Raw genomic sequence first — 22,044 nt, forward strand, 5'->3', positions numbered from 1 at the left:
AGTAATAAAAATTATAATGGACTTCCATCTTTATGATAAATTTAATTTTTAATTTAGTATTTTTACTATATAATGAAATACTAAATATTAGAAATCAAAAATAATCAACAACAATGAAAAAGCAAATTATTTATCCTGATTTTATCGCGCGAATTTTTTCTACAGCACTTGATTTATCATTAATTGCCTTTATAGCAATCCCAATATCACAATTTTGTTTTTTTAATTTATTATGGTTGTTTTTTAATGATTATTTTCTTAGCATTAAGATTAATATTCATAATCCTAATGAAATGCTGAACTCAGTTATGAGTCAGGAATTTTATGAATATCTTAAAGTAGGAAATTTTAATAAATATATTATGTTTAATATTTCAATTTTTACTACTAATATATTAGTGATATGCTCATATTTCATAACGTTTTGGTATTATAAAGGCACAACGCTTAGTAAAATGTTTTTACGTATGAAAATAGTCGATGCTATCACATTAAATCGTCCTACTTTAAAGCAGTTAATTAAAAGATTTTTAGCTTATATGACTTTTCCTATCGGAATTTTTTTTATACTTTTTTCTTCTAAAAAACAAGCACTGCATGATAGGATAGCTGGAACAGTGGTGATTAAATCTTAATATTTGTTAATTTAAAAAAATTGAGATCATTATTTTTGCTTTTTCTTGTGTACCATTGTATGTGTTGTGAGTAAAAGCTTTAAGATGTGTTTGACGTTTTTCCAATTTAAGCTTCTTACTGAATACAAACTCTTTATAAGAATAATAATGAATAAAACAAATGATATAGACCAGTTAATTTATCTTTTTTCAAAATTACCTGGTCTTGGTATTAGATCAGCAAGGCGTATAGTACTTTATCTATTGCAAGATAAAGATGTAAGGTTAAAAAGCCTCATTAATCACCTTATAGAGCTTGATAAGAAAATAGTAAAATGCGAGATTTGTGGTAATATGGATACGAAAAATATTTGCCATATTTGTTCTTCTGAACATAGAGATAAGTCGACTATTGCTATTGTTGAAACTGTAGCTGAATTATGTGCAATGGAGCGTAGCGGTAATTTTAAAGGTTTATATCACGTACTCGGTCATAATTTATCTGCAGCTAGTAGACAGAACCCTCGCATACTCCGTTTACCTGAATTACTTAAAAGGTGTTTTGTAGAAAATATTAAAGAAGTTATTATTGCTACTAATTCTACTTTAGAAGGTCAAACTACTGCTTATTTTATTATAGAATATTTAAAAGAGCATCCTGCTAAAATTTCTCGACTTGCAAGCGGTATACCTATTGGAGGTGAACTTGACTATTTAGATGAAGGGACCTTATCTGCTGCTATTAACCTACGTCAACCTTGCGAATAAAATTTTTATAAAATATTGACAATTATGATAAATATTACTAACATAAATGCATTATTAAAACTATATTAAAAGGAGGTTTTATTATGCAAGATTTTAATGTTGAATCACGATCAGTGCTTCACATGACAGCTCAAATTAGAGCTAAACAATTAGCAATTAGAGATGCGCAAAATAGAGAGCAGAACGCTATAGTTAAGACATGGGAAGAAAATGGCGTTGATACAAGCGATGAGGCAGTAAGCAATCGCATTATAAACTCTTTAGAGTTTTTTTATAACACAAGTAAAGCATTAAGTGACTATTTAAAAACCCAAGATATCAATAATGTTGGTTACCCTATAACATTTAATAAAACTGCTCTGCAGTTAAAAATGGCATTAAATTATGCAAAGCAGCAAGAGGATAATTTAATAGATCAAATAATTAAAGGGAAGTTTTATAATGGTTTATCAAATGATATAAATTCTCAAGAATTACCTGTTTTACAATCCAATAACATGCTATCTTTTTGGGGTAATGAAAACTCTTCTGTTAGTTCTGTATTGCTTGCAAGCATTGCTCGAATACTTGATATCGAGTTTGTACCATTGGTAGGAGCTGCAACCAATTATAAATTTTATAATCCTGAATATACGCTACCGCAGGAATTAATACCGGAAGATTATTATTTTGCTTCCAAAGAAGGAATGTTACTTTTTGGAGATTATCAATATGGTGGACATCGTGCTTTTGAAGAGCAATTAGTGTTTGGACCTGAAGATTGTTCAAGTAGTGTTGGTAAGGCGACTTATTTATCTAACCAACAGACAAGAAGTATAACTACCACTCAAATGAAAGAAAATTATTCTAAATATAATTATAAGTTAATTACCCTTTTAAAGGATATAGTAGAACAAAAACAATTAGAATTAATTGAGCCTGGTGATCTTTATGTTTATAAAAATCATTGTGCAATTATTGCTACTAAACCCGACAATAAAGCAGAGGTTACTACACTACAATTTTCAAGGAATATAGATAGAGTAGAAAACAAGGTGTCTGGTGGCGGCATTTGTAATTACAACTTAATTGATAAAGCTCAAGAAGAACCAGTGAATCCAATTTATATCTTACGTAAAAATTTAGAACCATTACCTTCGCAATCATCGTTAAAATATTTTTTAAGCACAATCGATGAAGGGTATCTAAATTTATATCCTGATGGTCCTAGTGAAAACGTTGTAGGAGACTGTAGAATGTTTTTTGAAACCCAAGAGTAAACGTATAGATTTTATCGATTTTTTTGTGTAAATTAAAAATAATAATGTTATTACGTGACGTGATTGAGGTATCAAGTTTAAAAAACATTAGTGCTTTTATTTATTTTCCTCGGTCAGGTCACAGTATAATAACTAATATCTTTCTTGATCTAAGTAACAACATTAATTGTATAAATCTTGATTAAATTTTAACGATATTTAGTGAGTCTGTTATATTAATAATATCTATAGTCAAAATGTATCTGTAGTTCACTATGTGCGTTTAAATGTAATAATGTTTGTCAATAATTTTAATTTAGAATATTTGTTTATTGATATTCTTACATTGTTGGAGATATATCGTATTATATTTTTCATGTATTTATTATTACTCCTTATTCCATATTTTAAGATTTTCACTATTTTTCTCTGTAACAACCTAAAGTAAACAATATGATATCTTATTTTGATTATTATAATGAATGAATCTCTCGTCCTCTTTACAAGTAATTCTTAATTTTGAGCTTAAGATTATATTTCTTATCCGCTGCTTATATGCAATTAAATCTATTGTCTGATAAACAATGGCAACAATGGCATTTATTAGTAATATTTATTATATAAGTTATTGTATTTTTAATTAAAATTCTTTAAAACCATTATTTACTTGTGTATCTAGATATAAAGTTATTTGTATGTGTTTTTTCACAACTATTTTGCTAGTGTGTATTGTTATCTTTAATAAATTTGAGCTACATGGCTCATTAAAAATATCACTATTAATTATTACTAGCAATTTTTCTAGAAATCGCATCTTAATATTTATCAATAAATTGTAAAATGCCTCATATTATTTAATTAAATACATTAGTTTTATTCATTGAATTTAAATTAGCTCGAGAATTACTCTAGTATTCTTATTTTTGTGATTTTTTAACATCATTCATCTGGTGAGTAATTTTGCATCTAATTTTGCATCTAATGATATCGAGGATTGCGAAAATGATGACATAAAGCTTCTTTTTCTGTGTAAATCACTTACTCAAGTTGATTTATGTTTAATATTTAAAACATTATTTATTCAAAATGCATTAAGAAGATCTATTTAGTGTATTTATTAATTTTTTTATAACTTCAATCTGTTTTTAAGGTTTAATATAAAAATTATTATTTTGCGCCTTTTAAGATTTGTATAATTTTTTTTAAAGTTTAAAAAATTTATCACTGAATCGATTAGTGTAATCTGTTTTTAAAGTGAATCACAATTCAATTTTGTATTTTTTCTATAATCACTAAATAATTAGCTCTTTATAATTTTGTAATTACATTAATTATATCTTAAATATATATTGCATTGTGCAAATTATTATCAGTACGTGATAAAATACCTTAGAGAGATAAAGATTTATTACTTGTATAATAATTATTTTAAATAAGACAGCATACATTCATTTCTCAGTCGGAAATTATTGATATGTGCAATAACTTATTATTCACCGAATTGTTCTTTAATAATTCTATCTTCCAATGTATGGTTTTTATTAAATAACAGTTTAATATGTTGATCTTTAGTAGATTTAACAGTAACACGTGTGATATTATTAAATTCCTGAAAGTCTGCTGTGGCATTTACCGGTCTTTTAGTTATATTCAATATTTCAAATTTAATAGTAGCAGATGAAAGCAGTAAAGCACCGTGCCATCTGCGTGGCCTAAATGAGCATATAGGTGTGAGGCATAACATGTTTGATGCAAGCGGCAAAATAGGACCTCCAGCAGATAAATTATAAGCGCTGCTTCCAGCAGGTGTCGCCACTAACGCTCCGTCTGCTACTAATTCACTCATTCTTTCTACCCCATTTATGTCTATTCTAAATTTAGCGGCTTGATTAGTTTTTCGAAATATTGATACTTCATTAATAGCGAGTGCCTTATATATTTGACCATTAGTATCTTCAGCTTGCATAAGAAGAGGATTAAGGACAGAAACTGTACTTTCATATATATTTTGTAGTAATTTTTTCGTATCCAAAGGATTCATTAAAAATCCTAAGCTTCCTAGATTTAACCCGTAAAAAGGGATGTTAAGATGCATATAACGGTGAATATTATGTAGTAATTCTCCATCACCACCTATTATGATAATGACCTCCGCATCTTCTATTTTACAATAATTAAAGAGTTTTTTTATTTCCTCTATAATAGCTAAATGTTTAGAATTTTTGTTATAAATCAATGCTATTTTATTTGTATTCATTATATGAATTTCTTTTTAATATATAGACGCTTAACTAATAATAAGTTATAAGAATAAAATAATTAAATAAATATTAAGTTAAATTATGTTATCATTCAACATCAAAAATCATAAAAATGATCTGCTATTTGTACCGCTAGGAGGATCTAATGAAATAGGTATGAATCTTAATCTTTATCATTATAAAGGTAAATGGTTAATGATTGATTGTGGCAGTGGTTTTGCCGATGATTATTTACCAGGTGTTGATATGATAATTGCTGATAGTAGTTTTATAGAGAAATATAAAAAAGATTTAGTAGGACTGATTCTAACTCATGCGCATGAGGATCATTTAGGAGGCGTCCAATATTTATGGAATAGCCTTAAATGTCCTATTTATACTACTACTTTTACAGCAAATTTTTTGAAGATTCGTTTAAATGAATATGATTTTGCTAAAAATATAAAAATTCATGAAGTAAAACCAGGTAGTAAAATAAATCTAGAGCCTTTTTTATTAGAGATGGTACCACTCACGCACTCCGCTCCTGAAATGCAGGCAATTATGATTCGTACTGATGCTGGTAATATTTTACATACTGGAGATTGGAAATTTGATAATGATCCAATACTTGGAGAAAAAGTGGATGAAGAACTTTTAAAATCTTATGGTGATGAAGGTGTTTTGGCACTTGTTTGTGATTCAACTAACGTATTTAATAAAGGAAGCTCAGGGTCTGAGGGTGATGTTAGAAAGAGTTTAATAGATATTATAGCAGGCTGTCCTCAAATGGTAGTAGTTTCAACATTTGCTTCTAATCTAGCACGTCTTGATACAATAATGCATGCAGCAAGGCTAGCTGGTAGAAAAGTAGTATTAACAGGTCGAAGTTTATACCGTATGATCTTTGCAGCTCAAGAAAGCGGATATTTTAAAGATTTAGCTCCTCTAATTAGTGAACGTGATGTTAGCAGATTTAGAAGAAAAGAATTATTAGTAATTGCTACTGGTTGTCAAGGTGAGTCTATGGCTGCCACTGCAAAACTAGCTAGTAATTCTCATCCGTCGATAAAGCTTGCACCTAAGGATACAATGATTTTTTCTGCAAAAATTATTCCTGGTAATGAAAAGAAAATATTTAGGCTATTTAATATATTTGTCAAAGCTGGTGTAGAAGTAATGACTGAACGAGATCATTTTGTACATGTTTCAGGACATCCGTCAATTGATGAGCTACAAAAAATGTACTCTCTAATTAGACCAAATATTTGTATACCTGTCCACGGTGAACCTGTACATATTCATGAACATGTTAAACTTGCTAGGAAAAACGGTATAGAACATGCAATAGAGGTTGAAAACGGTAGTGTAGTGTTACTTGAACTTAATAATGCAAAAGTAATTTCAAAGGTTGAAAATGGTTATTTAGCTGTAGACGGTAATTATTTACTACCAGTTGAATCTCCGATTTTTAAAATTAGAAGACGTATGCGTGATTCAGGTATTGTGGTAGCATCGGTAGTAATTAATAAAAAGGGGTTACTTTCTGCGAATCCAATTCTGTCTATGCCTGGACTGCTTGATCCAAAAGAGGATATTGCATTAGTTAATCTTATAAAAAATGATATTAAAGAACTTATTGCTATTCAAAATCAACGAGTTAAAAAGGTATTGTCAGATGAGCAAATAATCGAATCAATAAAAAGTACAATTCGTAAAACATTAAAACAGGAAATTAATAAATCACCTGTCATAATAGTTAATCTCGAGAAAACTCTGGAATAGTATTATTTTTTGATTGTTATCTGATAATTTAATCACAAGCTCTTAGAGCAAAGTATTTGATACAAAGATAACGTTCTTAAGTATAACAAAAAAAATAAATACATGAACAAATTTAAAAATATTGCGGTTTATGGAGGAGGTAGCTTCGGTACTAGTCTTGCTTCTGTAGTAGCACGAAACTGTAATAATGTTACTTTATTTTTACGTAACGAGACAATATTAAAAGAAATTTTATATAAAAAAACTAACGTACAATACTTAGGTGATATTAAATTACCAACTAATTTGCAAGCTACTACAAACTTAAGTGTAATCAAAGATTTTGATTTAATTATTATTGCAGTGCCATCTTATGCTTTTGTTGATGCAATAAAATTATTGAAAACGTACGGCATTTCTAAAGACAATACTCTTCTAGTTGCAACAAAAGGTTTTGCTCATAATCCTACTGAATTACTTTCTGATAGACTTAACACTTTATTACCTGATAATCCTATAGGATTTTTATCTGGTCCGAATCTAGCAAAGGAGCTTGCTAAAAATTTGCATACTTCAGCAAGTATTGCAAGTTTAGATATAGATATCGCAAATAAAATAGCGCATAATCTCAGTTCAAAAACTTTTACGACAAATACGACTATAGATATAGTGACATTACAAGTTGCTGGAGCTTTAAAAAATATTTTTGCTATTAAAAGTGGTATTGATTTAGCAAGAGAACAGGGAGCAAATTCAAGAGCAATGCTTATAGTAGCTGCATTAAAAGAAATTACTACTTTATCTAAGGTTCTTGGAGGTATGCAAAAAAACTCTGATATTTTACTGGAAGCAGGAGTAGTGGGTGATTTAGTACTGACTTGTTACTCTTTAGGTTCACGTAATACAAAGTTTGGTTATGAATTTGAAATTAGTATGGATAAAAAGAAATTTTTACGCGAATATAAAGAGTTAGTAGAAGGACGAGAAGCATTAAAATTAGTTTTGGATTTGATAAAAAAATATAATTTGCATATGCCTATAGTTTCTGAAGTGGCTTCACTCATTCACTGCGGTATTTACATATAAAATAAGTGTTTAGAAATAAAAGCTACTTTCTTTTGTCTTAACTCTTCTAACTGTCTTGTTGCATTGTTCAATTTTTCTTATGCAACATACAGTAATTTGTTCACTAAATCTAGTGTACAAAATCAATATACAATATATGTTTTGCTTATCTAAATAGTGTATAACAGTATTGTAACGAATGTATTGCTTGATGAATAATAATGCTTGTTTTCAATTACTATTTGGTGTCATTACAGTAGTATTTTATCTGTTTCAGCTCTCATTCTTTTTTATAGTTTATTAAAAATTTTTATATTATGTATTTAACCATATTATTAAATGTTACTAAACAATTTTTATGATTTATTTTAAAAGATATGATAACACTCTGCAAATTTATTGCTATCTATAGAAAATGTATTCATATCATAAAATCTTTAGATTTAATTTTTCATTTAATTCCATATAATAATTATATACTTGTCAATAATTAGATTTATTTTCTATTAAATTAGATATCTAATTTAATAGAAAATTTTCAAATTTTGATTTGAAATTAATTTTTGTCTAATGAAATAAAAAATCTTTATAAAATTTAGTGAAAAAAAATAAAACCTCATATATTATAATTAATTATATTTAGCTCATTACATGATAATTTTTAGTATAGTTTTTTTTAAAACAGTTTCAGTATTATTAAGTGTAGTAATAGGGTTTTTAGCAGGTAGATATTCCAATGTTGAAAAAGATAGTATCTCTTCATTACTATTCTATTTTATATCGCCTATAGTATTTTTTACTATACCTGCGAGTACCACCTTAACACTGTCTGCATTAAGCGTTACAGTAGTAACATTTGTAATTGCAACACTCTTATCGCTTTTTTCTTATTATTTTTTTGGTAAATTTTGGCAAGATCATACACGTAATATTATAGCTTTATCTGCAGGTACGGCAAATGGTGGATATTTTATGTTACCTATAGCTGCAGCACTTTTTGATGATTATACATTAAGTATTTACATGATGGCGGTGATAGGTATTAATATTTACGAATGTTCTGTTGGTTTTTATATTTGTATGCGTAGTTTTACTAATACAACCGATAGTATATTAAAAGTTGTAAAATTACCAATTCTGAATGCTTTTTTCTTAGGATGTTTATTTAGTTTTTGCGGTTTTACTTTACCAGATTTTTTAGATGATTTTATATATAATATGAAAGGTTCTTTTTCGATACTTGGTATGGTAATGGTAGGACTTGCTCTTTCATCTCTACAAAAATTTGAAGTCGATATAAAATTTACTCTTGCTACTTTTGCTGCTAAATTTCTATTTTATCCTCTAGGAGTAGGGTTATTTATCATGTTTGATCATTTTGTCACAAAATGGTATAACAATGATTACTATAATGCCTTAAAACTACTTTCTACGGCACCACTCGCTGCAAATACTATAGTTATAGCGAATTTACAAAAATTTTATCCTGAAAAGGTTGCAGCTACCGTATTTTTATCTTTACTGTTTGTAGTGATATATATGCCGACAATGGTTAGTATCTTTTTAAGTGATTTAAATTAATAACATTATAACAATGATTTTTTAAAATTTATTCTAAATTGGTATTAATAGGTTTATATGCAAATTAATTCAATAAAAATTGGGCCCTATATTAATTTATTACCGCTTCAATATATACCTCAGCATAAAATTTCTTATGTAGAATTCGGTGATCCTAAAAATAAAAATATAATATTATGTGCTCACGGTTTAACTAGAAACGCTCATGATTTTGATAAAATAGCTAAAGAATTATGCAAAAATTATAGAATAATTTCAATAAATTATCCTGGTCGCAGTGATAGTGAAAATTTAAAAAAACCTTATCATTATAATTATACGACTTATATTAAAGATACGTTACTTTTTTTTAAAAGGCTCAATATCAAAAATCCTATTTGGCTTGGTACTTCAATGGGTGGTATTATAGGTATGGTACTTGCAAGTAAATATAAAAATATTTTTAAAGCCTTAATATTAAATGATATAGGTGCATTTATTGATGCTGCACCTTTAATAAAAATTGGAGATTATGCTAAAAAAACTGTACTCTTAGATGATTTAGCTAGTGCAAAAGAACATTTAAAACTTATTTATGCTCAAATAGGTATTAAAAATGAAGAAGATTGGGATTATTTAACAAAATATAGCGTTATTTCTACATTTGGCGGAAAATATAAAATGAATTATGATCCTGCTATAACAAAAGGGATGCAAAGTGATAATAATCAAGAAGATGTTAAACTATGGTCTGTATGGAATAAAATAAAATGTAGGATATTAGTAATTCATGGTATGAAATCTCAAATTTTAACAAAATCTACCATTCAAAAAATGAAAAAAACAAACACTTTTGATCTTTATGAAATAAAATATGCAGGTCATGCTCCTTCTTTAATGAATGATGAAGAAATTTATTATATTGAGTCTTGGTTAAAACAAAAGTCTTGATGTAGGTCACTATAATACAAAAATTTATTTACATGTTCTAGTCTTTTTAAATTTTTGTTCTGGATTATGTACGTTATAATGATAGTATAAAACAAACACAATAATCTTAAATCAAATTAATAACAAATCATTATGAAAATTACTACTAAAGTGCTAATAATAGGTTCAGGTCCTGCTGGCTTAAGTGCCGCTATTTATACAGCTAGATCATCTCTAAAACCAATATTAATTAATGGTATGCAGCCAGGTGGGCAGCTTACAATGACAACTGACGTTGAAAATTATCCTGGATTTGCAAAAACCATACAAGGGCCTTGGCTTATGGAGCAGATGTCTATACAGGCTAAAAATGTCGGTACAGAAATTATCAATGATTACGTAGAAAGAGTAGATTTATCAAAGAGACCATTTAAAATATTTACTGGAACTGGGAATAAGTATGAAGCAGATAGTATAATTATTTGTACTGGTGCGGAGTCAAAATGGCTTGGTATAACTTCGGAACAAGAATTTCGTGGTTTTGGCGTTTCATCATGTGCTATTTGTGATGGTTTTTTTTTCAAGAATCAAGACATTGTTGTAGTAGGTGGCGGAAATAGTGCATTAGAAGAAGCTTTATATTTAACCAATCATGCTAATAAAGTTACTGTAGTGCATAGAAGAAATAGTTTTAGAGCTGAAAAAATATTACAAGATCGATTATTTAAAAATCCTAAAATATCAGTAATTTGGGATCATGTGATAGATGAGATTGTAGGTAGTAATCAACCAAAAACTGTTACTGGCGTGAAAATTAAAAATGTTTATACTAACGAGATTAACTTAGTGAATTGTAGTGGTGTATTTATAGCTATCGGGCATACACCAAATACCACTCTATTTAATGGGCAAATTGCAATAGATGACGATAATTATATTATCACACAAACAGGCTCGACGAGAACTAGTGTAGAAGGTGTTTTTGCTGCCGGCGACGTTCAGGATAAAATTTATAGACAAGCAATTACTGCTGCAGCTAGCGGTTGTATGGCAGCTCTTGAAGTAGCAAAATTTCTAAATAAATAATTTCATTGTTAATATATCTCACTTATAGGCTTTAATATATAGATTATAATATGCTTTCAGATCTCGTAATTAAAATGCATTAAAAATGCAAAATTTATATTAATAATTAATTTTGTATTGAAAATTATAACAATTTAATCCATTAATTTTAATTAAAAAATACAAAATAATCTTGCTTATAACGCTTAACTTTATAAACAAAATGGAAAATTTAATTTATATTGAGATATAAATGTCACTAATAATTTAATCATTTTTAAAAACAACCTTTCAAGGTTTAGAACATATCTAAAGATGCGTCATATATTCTTATTCTTAGCATTCTGTAATCAATTACATTATTAAAAAATGATAAAGAGAATATACTAGACTATAAACTAGATAATCTTGATAATTCAGATATATGAGATATTTTATAAGTTGCTAGATTGTAAATTTTAGAGTATTTTTGTTTAAGCAATAAGATTTGCTGTGTAATTAATAGCAATACTTATTAATTGCTCAAACTCTAAAATCTAATAAAATATAAAATATATGAATACAGATTCTAGATATTATCAAATTTTATAAGTGATGATAATAAGTCAAGTACAAGAATCAAGGTGACATATTATATCTATTCATTAATAAATTTGCTAAATTAATATCTCAATTATTGAAATAATTGCTTAATTCTTACTCTAAATCAATGCGTTGTAGAAATGAAAGACATACATGCTTATAAAGCAATTATTACCACTGCTTATTTGGCCTACATATTTCCAATATTTAACGTCTTTATTATTCATGAAATTAATACACTTATCTAATAATGTCAGAAATAATTTAGCAAAAATTACGAATTAACTAGAAATAGTTAGCCACGTTGTATTTTAACTCATAGAATTTTTATAAATGAACTAATAATATAAAAAATTTTTAAACTAAGGTATAAATGTGCTACGCTGAAAATTGTTAATAATTTTGGTCTACTCCTATATTAATTTGTCGAGTAGGTTATCTAAATATTTAGCACAAAATATTTGACCTGATAGTTGTGTGCATTCTAAGATCTAAAAAAATAATAGAATGTGCAAATAATACAGAATGCTTCTTGCAAAGATATGTATATTCAAATAATATTCAGTGATATCAATGATAGATAGTGATTTTTTAACTATTACCTGAAATACAATATCATTTATATGATCTAAAGTTTTAGATTTTGTAGTTAATTGCTTATTTGAATGGATATTTTAATATAAAAATAATATTAATTATAGCTAGTCTACAGTGGTACTTATTATATTCTTGCTTTCACAGGAATAAATATAAAAATATTTCAGACTCTTTTAGATACAATCTAAAGCATAAATTAAAAAAATTTATATTTAAAGATGTGTGTAAATCTTAAAAATTAGACTTAATAGTATAATAGTTTTATTACCATTGACATGTTAGGGGTACATGCATACTAACTATTCAATCTCAATCGTTTTAACAGTTTATAATAGAGAAAAGCTATTACCATTTGCTATTGAGAGTTGCCTTAATCAAAGTTTTAAAGATTTTGAACTTATTATTATTGATGATTGTTCAAAAGATAATAGTGCTATGATAGCTAAGAAATATGCAGAGCAGGATTCACGTATTAAGATAATAATCAATGAACATAATAAGAGATTATCAGCAAGTTTGAATATTGCTTTTAAAAAGGCTAATGGAAAATATTTTACTTGGACTTCAGATGATAATCTTTTCCATGAGGATGCTTTAGCAAAAATGGTTAAGATACTTGATAATTCACCTGAGATAGGCCTTGTATATACTGATTATACTTTAATCGATGAGCAAGGTAATATAGGTGCAAGACTTTATCAAGAATCACCTAAATTTTTACCCATTCGAGATTGCGTTGGTGCATGTTTCTTATATAGAGCTGATTTAGCAAAGCAGGTAGGTGGGTATAACGAAAATATGGCATTAGTAGATGATTATGAATATTGGCTCCGTCTCGGACTTATTACAAAATTTGCTCATATACCAGAATCTTTATATTTCTACCGGGCGCATGATCAAAGCTTAACAATACAACGTAAAGTAGAGGCAAAGATTGCTAAAAGAACTTTAAAAAAATTATTTCAAGATAAATATATTATTCCTGATGAGATTAAACCTATAAATGATTTATATAATTGGTTTATTGAAGATAGAAATTTAATTTCTTGTTTTAGACTATTAAAAATAATTATTTATAACCCGATAATTACTATTTCTTATATTATTAAAAATTTAAGAAGAATAAGATAATATTTACGTCAAATCACGGTATGAAAGATAAAATGCAAAATCAAAATTTCATGCATACATTAAATTCAGAACAGAAAAAAGCAGCGCTTCATACTGAAGGTCCCCTTTTATTACTAGCAGGTGCAGGAACAGGTAAAACAAAGGTTCTTACATCAAGAATAGCTAATATTATTCAGCAAAATTTAGCCTTGCCTCATAATATTCTCGCCGTTACTTTTACTAATAAAGCTGCAAAAGAAATGTCTGAAAGGGTTCATAATTTAATTAATTGCTATGGTGTGAATATAGGTACTTTCCACTCAATGGCAGCTAAGATATTACGTGACCAGATTGAGAATTTAAATCTTGGTTTAAATAATAAATTTACTATAATTAGTCATGATGATCAATTAACTTTAGTTAAAGATATAGTAAAGCTAAAAAAAGATATTGATACAAAAAAATATACACCTAAGTTAATACATATTATTATTTCAAGATGGAAGGATCAGGGATTATTGCCAAGTAAATTATCAGCATCAGATACTAATTTACCATTACAGAGAGTGGCAAAACTTATATACGAAGAATATCAGAAAAATTTACTTATTTCTAATGTTTTAGATTTTGGAGATTTACTACTTTATAATAATGAACTTTTTATTAAAAATCCCGAAATACTAAAATATTACCAAGAAAAATATCGATATATTTTAATCGATGAATATCAAGATACTAACATTGCCCAATATTTATGGGCAAGAATGCTAGCAAGTTTATATAGGAATATTTGTTGTGTAGGAGATGATGATCAATCTATTTATGGTTGGCGAGGAGCAGAAGTTGGAAATATACTGCGTTTTGAAAAAGATTTCGCAGGCGCAACGATTATTAAATTAGAACAGAATTATAGATCCACCTTGCCAATACTTGCTGCTGCTTCTAATGTTATCAATAATAATAAAAATCGTCATAGTAAAACGCTATGGACGGACAGCGCAAGTGGTGAAAAGATAAAAATTATCTCTTGTTTAAGTGATAAAGAAGAAGCAAGATATATAGCATGTGAAATAGATAAGTTAGTTAGAGAAGAGAGGTATCATGCTGGCAATATTGCAATATTAGTACGCGCTGGGTTCCAAACCAGAAGTTTTGAGGAAGCTTTTATAAATAGTGCGATGCCTTATAAAATTATAGGCGGTTTACGATTCTATGAACGTATGGAAATAAGAGACGTACTTGCTTATATCCGTATATCTTTGAATCAAAATGATAATCTAGCACTTGAACGTATTATCAATGTGCCAAAAAGGGCAATAGGTGCAGCTAGCTTAAATAAAATTAGATCTTATGCGCTTGAACGCAATATTTCTAATTTCGTAGCAATTAAAGAAATACTAGAAACGGGTATTTTTAAAGCAAAATCATATGAATCTCTAAAAGATTTACTTACTAAAATTGATAATTGGTATGAAAAATTTATTACAGATACTCCAATAAACGTAGTTAAAACAATACTTGATGATTCCGGTTATCTTTCAATGCTTCAAGAAGAAAAAACTGAAGAAGCATTCGGTAGAATCGAAAATATTAATGAAATGCTTAGAGCTATTGCAGAATTTAATGATATTCATGATTTTATCGAACATTCAAGCTTAGTGATGGAAAATGAAGTTCTTGAAACTAATTATGGTGGCTCTGTGACTATAATGACACTGCATGCAGCTAAAGGACTCGAATTTGATGTAGTATTTTTACCTGGATGGGAAGAAGGTGTATTTCCTTCTCAAAGATCTCTAGATGAAGATGGCGAAAAAGGCTTAGAAGAAGAACGACGTATCGCTTATGTTGGTATTACAAGAGCAAAAAAAGATCTTTATATTACTCACGCTGAAAGCCGGAAAATATTTTATGAAATAGTTCACTCGTGTCCTTCAAGGTTCATCAACGAAATTCCTGATGAGATTACGATTAGAACATCTTCTATGAAAAAATACAATTCTTTTTATAAGTTTTAATTAATTTTTATGTATAAATTTTAAATTAGTTTGCATTCTTTAACTAACTATGATCTTATTTATTGGAGTGATAAAATCTCACGAGAATCAATTAGGCTTCATATTCATGATTATACGAAAAATAATTTAATACTCAATCAAATCTTTTTAAAGAGATCTACTCTTCACTATGTTACAACTGTTAGTAATAAAATAGTAATATATTACTGTGGTACTAATTGATTTATTAAATAATGTGGTGCAATCTTAAATTGATACTATATATCACTCATGATGAAGTTACTAGATTAACGTCAATAATGAAAAAGACAAATAGGTTTTATGACTGTTAAAAATAAAATTACTTTAAAAGTTTTTTAATAGATTAAAACGTAATAGCACAGAAAAAATCATAAAGAAAAACTATATAAAAGTTCATTAACCAAAGAAGTTTTAAGAGCAATATCAAGAAAAATGAAAATATTTAATAATTTCAAAGCACATGTGTTAAAAAACAGATAATTATAAAATTAGTTGCATATTTTAACATTATTTAAAACAAAAAAGGAAGTAATTATTATCTTTTTGTAAAATTGTTATAAAATTAGAACATTAATACTGCAAATAAGTGCACTATACATCAAAAAACAGAGCAAGGTAGAAAAATTATCAAGAATTTTGTTACATTACTTATAATCCTACAAATTATTAACGTAGCTAAAATAAGTACTTTTAAACCTTAATATTTAATTGAACACGGAAAATTAGAAGATATACAAAGATTAATCAAAGCATAAGTAAGTTTTTACTTTTCAAAATTATGCTCAAAATATAGATAAAGCAGTTGAGTATTTTGTATAAAGTAATAGTTTATAAAAATTTGTTGAATATAAAACAGCAGGAACACTGATCAAATAAAATCAATAGTGTGATAACAAAAAAATAAAGCTAAATAACAATATATCAACGCGTATATCTCATATTGATAAGCTTAATAAAAGTAGAGAGCGTTTACAATATCCATGAAATAGTAAATAGTAGTTTATATGATAATATAGTTGTGAGTTCTTAAGAAGTTTGATAATTTTATTAATTAGAAAAAATAATTTAACAATGAGGATGATATGTCAGCGATTATAACTAATATAAATGATTCTATTCAAAAAATGAAAAAAAATGATGAAATGACTGAGCTATCAGCTGCAGTACAAGGTAAAATAATTGATATAAAAAACGTAGATAGTAGATTAGATACTTTAAACAAAAATATTGTTATTCTAGATCCAATTCAGCAATATTTACAATCTGAAGAATATATAACTAGTACTCTTGAAGTACTTGCTAGTAACATTATTAGTGAAGTTGTAGAAAATAAAGACGTACAAAAATTAGTAGATAATTTGCATATCAATTTAGGACAAGTTACAAAACTAATGCCTAGTGCAGCAGATAAGTTTAAATTTGATATTGCAAGAGCTGAAGCAGCACTTAAGGGTTTTGTACTACCTCTAAATGATGGAGGTAATTTTGATGAATTATCATTGATGGGTATAGAAGATAAAGAGGAAATATTTGCTGGCCCCATAAGCGCGACTAAAAAAGCATTAATAGCTATAAGTGGCAATGCTATACCTAAAGAGCAATATGCAAATGCTGTAAAAGATAAAGCTATAGAAATCTTACAACAAGATCCTAAGAATACTCCTGAAAAACTTGAGAAATATGAAAAATTTATTATTCAAGGAGATAAAAATCAAAAATTTAATAAAGATAGTAATCAATTTATTCCAAGAGTAAATAAATTATCTCAAGTAGAATTTAAGGCATTGCAAAATGCTGCAACCGATACGGTACATAAGATTAGTGCTAGATTAGAAAAAAAATAATGAAATTAGTAAGCAATTAGAGCAAATTGTTTTAATTACTAACTCATCAGGGATCAAGAAATCTGAAGTTATAATAAACAAATTAAATAAGTTAGATTCTACTTATTTGAAGGAAAATAGTACTAAAATAGCTACTGCATTAAAAGATATTAATAATAAAGGTTCGTCTTTATGGGAAAAATTTAAGCAGATATTTACAGGTAAAAATTATTTAGAAGAAAGATTGTCGAAATTTGTAGATAAACATATTACTCTAAGTGATGGATATGTAGTTAAGACAATAAATGATAAAATCTTTTCAAATGCTTTAACAAATCCTGAAATTGCCGTAGGTTTAACACAATTTTTAAATCAAAATAAAGATAAAGTAACTACTAATCCTGAATTTAAAAATTTAATTCCTGTTACTGGTGAGCATATTATAATTCAACCGCAACAAGTGCAGAATTTAAATTTAGCACAACTTAGAAAAATTAATCCAATAACATTTGATAGAACAATATTTGAAGATTCAATAAAATTAAGAAATTCAAATATAAAATATCCGCAAACTACCCCTCATACTGCTACTAAAAATCAAGAAGCAGTAAGAAGTAAGGGTTAAACTTGAATAATAGATTAGATGCTGTAGGCCGTAATTGTTCAGCGATAGCCAAATAGCATATAGTAATCTTGTGAAATATCTTAACATTAGTCTATCAATTGTTTTATAGCTTTCATAGCAATGAATATTGCATATTTAGTTACTAATGCTTGGTGGAACAGTTAAATAATCATCTTGCCATAACTCATTATAAAGAGTAGGGTCGATATTGCCGCCTGAGATTAATACTAGTAGTTTCTGTGTTCTGGTTTGTGTTTTTAACCAACTTATTACTGAAACCATATTTATACTACTTGATGGCTCGCATATAACTTTCAGTAAATGAATAAGCCACGCTGTCCAGTAATATATTTCATATTCTTCTGCTAAATAAAAATGGTCAAGTTTTTTTAAATATTCAAATGTACGAGCTGATACACTTAAAGTTTTAAGACCATCTGCAATGGTTATTGGTGTGTCATTAAATCTATATATATTATTATTTTTAATCGATAAATAAGCATCATTAGCTGCAGCTGGTTCTGAACCTATTAATAAGCTTGTAGGTGATATTAATTCTTTAGCAAGATATGAGCCAGAAATTAAACCTCCGCCGCCGCAAGATGCAAAAATAGCATCAGGAATAAAATCTAATTGCTGTAATGCTTCATAGCATAACGTGCCTGCTCCTGCTATTATAGAATCACTATCAGAAGGGTGCATATAGTAGAATCCTTGTTCTTCATCTTCCTTTGCTCTTGATTCTGCTTCTTGCCGAGTATTTGTGTATATAACTTCACATCCGTAATAAAGAGCTGCTTGCAGTTTTACTTTTGAAGTATTTAACGGTAAATAAATTCTTGTTTTAATACCAAATAATTTACTTGAATAAGCAAGGCCAATGCCATGATTACCACTACTATAACAAACTATTTTATTCGGTAATTTTTCTTGTTCTTTTAATTCTAACAAATTATTTAATACTCCTCTAACTTTAAATGCTCCAGTTTTTTGTAATGATTCAACCTTAAAAAAAATCTCATGACCTAGCATCTCATTTAAGCTTTCAGAGTGAATTATCGGTGTTAAATTTATATATTGTTTTATTCTATTATGTGCGATTGCTACATTTTGAGGAGATTGTAGTAATAAATTCATAAATATAATTAATAATGGTAGCTTGAAATCCAGTTGATACTATATTATATAATTAAAAATTGCTATAAACTATATAAATTTTTAAAAAGGTTTTCATTGATGAATAAAAAATCACTTCCATTAATGGCACTGAGAGATATGGTACTGTTTCCAGGAGTAATTGCTCCTATTTTTGTTGGTAGGAAAAAATCACTTCAAGCACTCTCTCGTACTACCATTTCTGAAGAAAATAATACTAAATATATTTTAGTAACTTTACAGAAAAAATTTGATCAAGAAAACCCGAGTAAACACGAGCTTTATAACACAGCGATACTTGCCAAAATTATCCAAATAGTGAAGTTGCCTAACAATACGGCTAAAATCTTAATAGAAGCAGTAGCAAGAGTAAAGCTAAGCGATATTAAAGATGAAGAATCTTTTGAAGCAAATTATGAAATTATTCCAGATGAAGAAATATTGGACATGCATAATATGCGTTCATTAGTGGATAATGCAGTACAGCTATTTAATAAATATGCAATGAATGATAAGAAAGTGAATACAGAAATTATTGAGACTATTAATAAAGAAATAAGTAATAAAACTAATTTCATAAATATTATAAATATATTAGCTTCACATTTGATTACTTCACTAGAAACAAAACAACAGTTATTAGAAGAAACTAGCCCTGTTAAGCGTATCACTACTGTTATTACTACTCTTACTTCTAATATAGTAAATTCAGAAACTGAGCATGCATTGCAGCAAAGAGTAAGAAAGCAAATTGAAAAAACACAGCGTGATTATTATTTACACGAACAAATGAAAGCTATTCAAAAGGAGCTTGATGAAGATAAATCGGAACTTGCCGATATTGAGAAAAAAATCAAAAGTTTAAAATTGTCAAAAGAAGCAAAAGAAAAAGCTGAATCTGAATTTAAGAAACTCCGTGCTATGAATCAAATGTCAGCGGAATCAGGGGTAACTCGCAACTATCTTGAGACATTGCTTAGTTTACCTTGGGGTAAATATGATAATAGCAAAATAGATATTAATCAAGCGGAGAAAATTTTAAATCGCGATCATTTTGGTCTTGAAAAAGTTAAAGAACGCATTATAGAATATTTAGCTGTATTACAGCGTTCAAATAAAATCAGAGGACCTATATTATGTTTAATCGGTCCACCAGGTGTAGGCAAGACTTCGCTTGTAAAATCTATTGCTGAAGGCATGGGAAGAAAATATGCCAAATTTTCTCTTGGTGGTGTTAGAGACGAAGCAGAAATTAGAGGTCATAGAAAAACTTACCTTGGATCAATGCCTGGTAAAATTCTAGGGCAACTTAAGAAAGTTAAAACTAGTAATCCTGTAATGCTTCTTGATGAAATCGATAAAATGAGTTCTGATTTTAGAGGAGATCCTGCATCTGCATTGCTTGAAGTATTAGACCCTGAACAAAATAGTCATTTTGTGGATCACTATTTAGAGGTAGAATATGATCTATCAAATGTTGTATTTATTGCTACTGCTAATTCCCATGATTTACCAAGAGCCTTAAGTGATAGAATGGAAAAGATATATATTTCCGGTTATGTAGAGGAAGAAAAGCTACAAATCGCAAAAAATTATTTAGTGCCAAAACAATTTAAAGTACACAAAATTAAGAAAGATGAAATTACTATATCAGAAGATGCAATTTTAGATTTAATTAGATATTATACTAAAGAATCAGGCGTAAGAGCTTTAGAACGTGAAATATGCGCGTTAACTAGAAAAGCATTAAAGCAAATTTTAGCAGATAACACAGTTAAGAATATCTCAATAGATAGTAATAATCTTGAAGAATTTTTAGGTGCAAAAAAATATAATTTTGGACTTGTAGAAAAAGAAGATCAAATAGGTAGTACTACAGGACTTGCTTATACTGAAGTAGGAGGAGAACTTCTAACTATAGAAGCTTTAGCCTTTTCGGGGAAAGGTGAAATAAAAACTACTGGGAAACTTGGTGATGTGATGAAAGAATCAGCAATGGCTGCTTATAGTTGTTTTAGAAGCAGAGCACCAAATTTTGGATTAAAATACGATAATTATAAAGATTTTGATATTCACATTCATGTACCGGCTGGCGCTATCCCAAAGGATGGACCTTCTGCTGGCTGTGCTTTGTTTACTACTATTGTTTCATTAATGACTAAAATACCAGTACATCGCACTGTAGCAATGACAGGTGAAATTACTTTAAGAGGGAATGTATTGCCTATAGGTGGTCTTAAAGAAAAATTACTTGCAGCAAGTAGAGGAGGGATAAAAACCGTATTAATTCCTGAGGAAAATGTTAAAGACTTAAAAGATATACCACCAAATATAAAAGAAAATCTAGAAATTATATCAGTATCAAATATTGATCAAGTACTTAAACATGCTTTGGTCGAAATGCCAATAAATAAAGGTTTGTCATACGACTTATAGCAAAGCTTTTAATTAATGCAAAAGCAAAAATACAGTAATAGTCGATGTTATACAGTTACTTGTGAATTTAACTCAATATTATATATTAATTCTTAAAGTCATGAGTTGATATACCACCTAATAAAACTTTGGCTACTGCTTTGCCACGAATTCAATCGATATCAATGTGTTTGATACTTACTCACAATTACTAGAAAATTGATCTAAACATAACAATCATTAAATCTTACTACTACACTAGTTATTTTAGTTATTTAAAATAATTTTTGGAGATAGCAAATCTACTAAAATTATTAATAGCTTAATTTAACTATCTTTTTCTTAATTATTTAGCAATTTTTCACTATACAAAGTGTAACAATATTTTAAATTATAAAATATATACAAGAAATTGTTCTGATATTCGTGTTTACTCATGTCTTTTTGTACCTTA

13 protein-coding genes and 1 pseudogene are annotated in these 22,044 nt (G+C 28.0%); 12 read left to right on the forward strand and 2 right to left on the reverse strand.

Features of this window, described 5'->3' with window-relative positions; translation table 11 throughout:
- Nucleotides 1-113: 113 nt before the first annotated feature.
- The 3 genes from RT_RS02120 (at nt 114) to RT_RS02130 (ending at nt 2,641) form a co-directional block, all read left to right on the forward strand.
- The gene (locus tag RT_RS02120; RefSeq protein WP_011190885.1) at nt 114-635 is read left to right on the forward strand and encodes an RDD family protein; all 522 of its coding nucleotides are present in this window, start codon (nt 114-116) and stop codon (nt 633-635) included.
- Nucleotides 636-782: 147 nt separating this feature from the next.
- Nucleotides 783-1,382, forward strand: coding sequence for a recombination mediator RecR (recR, locus tag RT_RS02125; RefSeq protein ID WP_011190886.1), 600 nt, complete (start codon nt 783-785; stop codon nt 1,380-1,382).
- 83 nt (nt 1,383-1,465) lie between these two features.
- Nucleotides 1,466-2,641 carry an RP439 family protein gene (locus tag RT_RS02130; RefSeq protein ID WP_011190887.1) on the forward strand — a complete coding sequence of 392 codons (1,176 nt, stop codon included), beginning with the start codon at nt 1,466-1,468 and terminating at the stop codon, nt 2,639-2,641.
- Nucleotides 2,642-4,109: 1,468 nt separating this feature from the next.
- On the opposite strand, the gene RT_RS02135 is transcribed toward RT_RS02130, so the two are convergent.
- On the reverse strand, nt 4,110-4,877 hold the full coding sequence (locus RT_RS02135; RefSeq protein ID WP_011190888.1) for an NAD kinase: 768 nt from the start codon (nt 4,875-4,877) through the stop codon (nt 4,110-4,112).
- 85 nt (nt 4,878-4,962) lie between these two features.
- Here RT_RS02135 and RT_RS02140 point away from each other — a divergent pair, with 85 nt between their 5' ends.
- The 8 genes and pseudogenes from RT_RS02140 (at nt 4,963) to RT_RS02175 (ending at nt 18,020) form a co-directional block, all read left to right on the forward strand.
- Nucleotides 4,963-6,645 carry a ribonuclease J gene (locus RT_RS02140; protein ID WP_011190889.1) on the forward strand — a complete coding sequence of 561 codons (1,683 nt, stop codon included), beginning with the start codon at nt 4,963-4,965 and terminating at the stop codon, nt 6,643-6,645.
- Between the two features lie 102 nt (nt 6,646-6,747).
- On the forward strand, nt 6,748-7,710 hold the full coding sequence (locus RT_RS02145; RefSeq protein ID WP_011190890.1) for an NAD(P)H-dependent glycerol-3-phosphate dehydrogenase: 963 nt from the start codon (nt 6,748-6,750) through the stop codon (nt 7,708-7,710).
- A gap of 630 nt (nt 7,711-8,340) precedes the next feature.
- A complete protein-coding gene (locus RT_RS02150; protein ID WP_011190891.1) occupies nt 8,341-9,270 on the forward strand; it encodes an AEC family transporter in 930 nt (309 codons plus the stop codon).
- Between the two features lie 57 nt (nt 9,271-9,327).
- Complete coding sequence (locus tag RT_RS02155; RefSeq protein ID WP_011190892.1) at nt 9,328-10,200, forward strand: alpha/beta fold hydrolase; 873 nt, start codon at nt 9,328-9,330, stop codon at nt 10,198-10,200.
- Nucleotides 10,201-10,332: 132 nt separating this feature from the next.
- Nucleotides 10,333-11,265 carry a thioredoxin-disulfide reductase gene (trxB, locus tag RT_RS02160; RefSeq protein ID WP_011190893.1) on the forward strand — a complete coding sequence of 311 codons (933 nt, stop codon included), beginning with the start codon at nt 10,333-10,335 and terminating at the stop codon, nt 11,263-11,265.
- Between the two features lie 1,446 nt (nt 11,266-12,711).
- Nucleotides 12,712-13,554 (forward strand): glycosyltransferase, encoded by an 843-nt coding sequence (locus tag RT_RS02165; RefSeq protein ID WP_011190894.1) that lies wholly within the window; start codon nt 12,712-12,714, stop codon nt 13,552-13,554.
- Between the two features lie 20 nt (nt 13,555-13,574).
- On the forward strand, nt 13,575-15,551 hold the full coding sequence (pcrA, locus tag RT_RS02170) for a DNA helicase PcrA (RefSeq protein WP_011190895.1): 1,977 nt from the start codon (nt 13,575-13,577) through the stop codon (nt 15,549-15,551).
- 1,103 nt (nt 15,552-16,654) lie between these two features.
- A pseudogene (locus tag RT_RS02175) lies at nt 16,655-18,020 on the forward strand (hypothetical protein).
- Between the two features lie 135 nt (nt 18,021-18,155).
- Here RT_RS02175 and RT_RS02180 read toward each other — a convergent pair.
- The gene (locus RT_RS02180; protein WP_011190897.1) at nt 18,156-19,157 is read right to left on the reverse strand and encodes a serine/threonine dehydratase; all 1,002 of its coding nucleotides are present in this window, start codon (nt 19,155-19,157) and stop codon (nt 18,156-18,158) included.
- Nucleotides 19,158-19,256: 99 nt separating this feature from the next.
- Between RT_RS02180 and lon the strand changes: the two genes are divergently transcribed.
- Complete coding sequence (lon, locus tag RT_RS02185; protein WP_011190898.1) at nt 19,257-21,611, forward strand: endopeptidase La; 2,355 nt, start codon at nt 19,257-19,259, stop codon at nt 21,609-21,611.
- Nucleotides 21,612-22,044: the final 433 nt, after the last annotated feature.

This window comes from Rickettsia typhi str. Wilmington, from assembly GCF_000008045.1.
Classification (GTDB): domain Bacteria; phylum Pseudomonadota; class Alphaproteobacteria; order Rickettsiales; family Rickettsiaceae; genus Rickettsia; species Rickettsia typhi.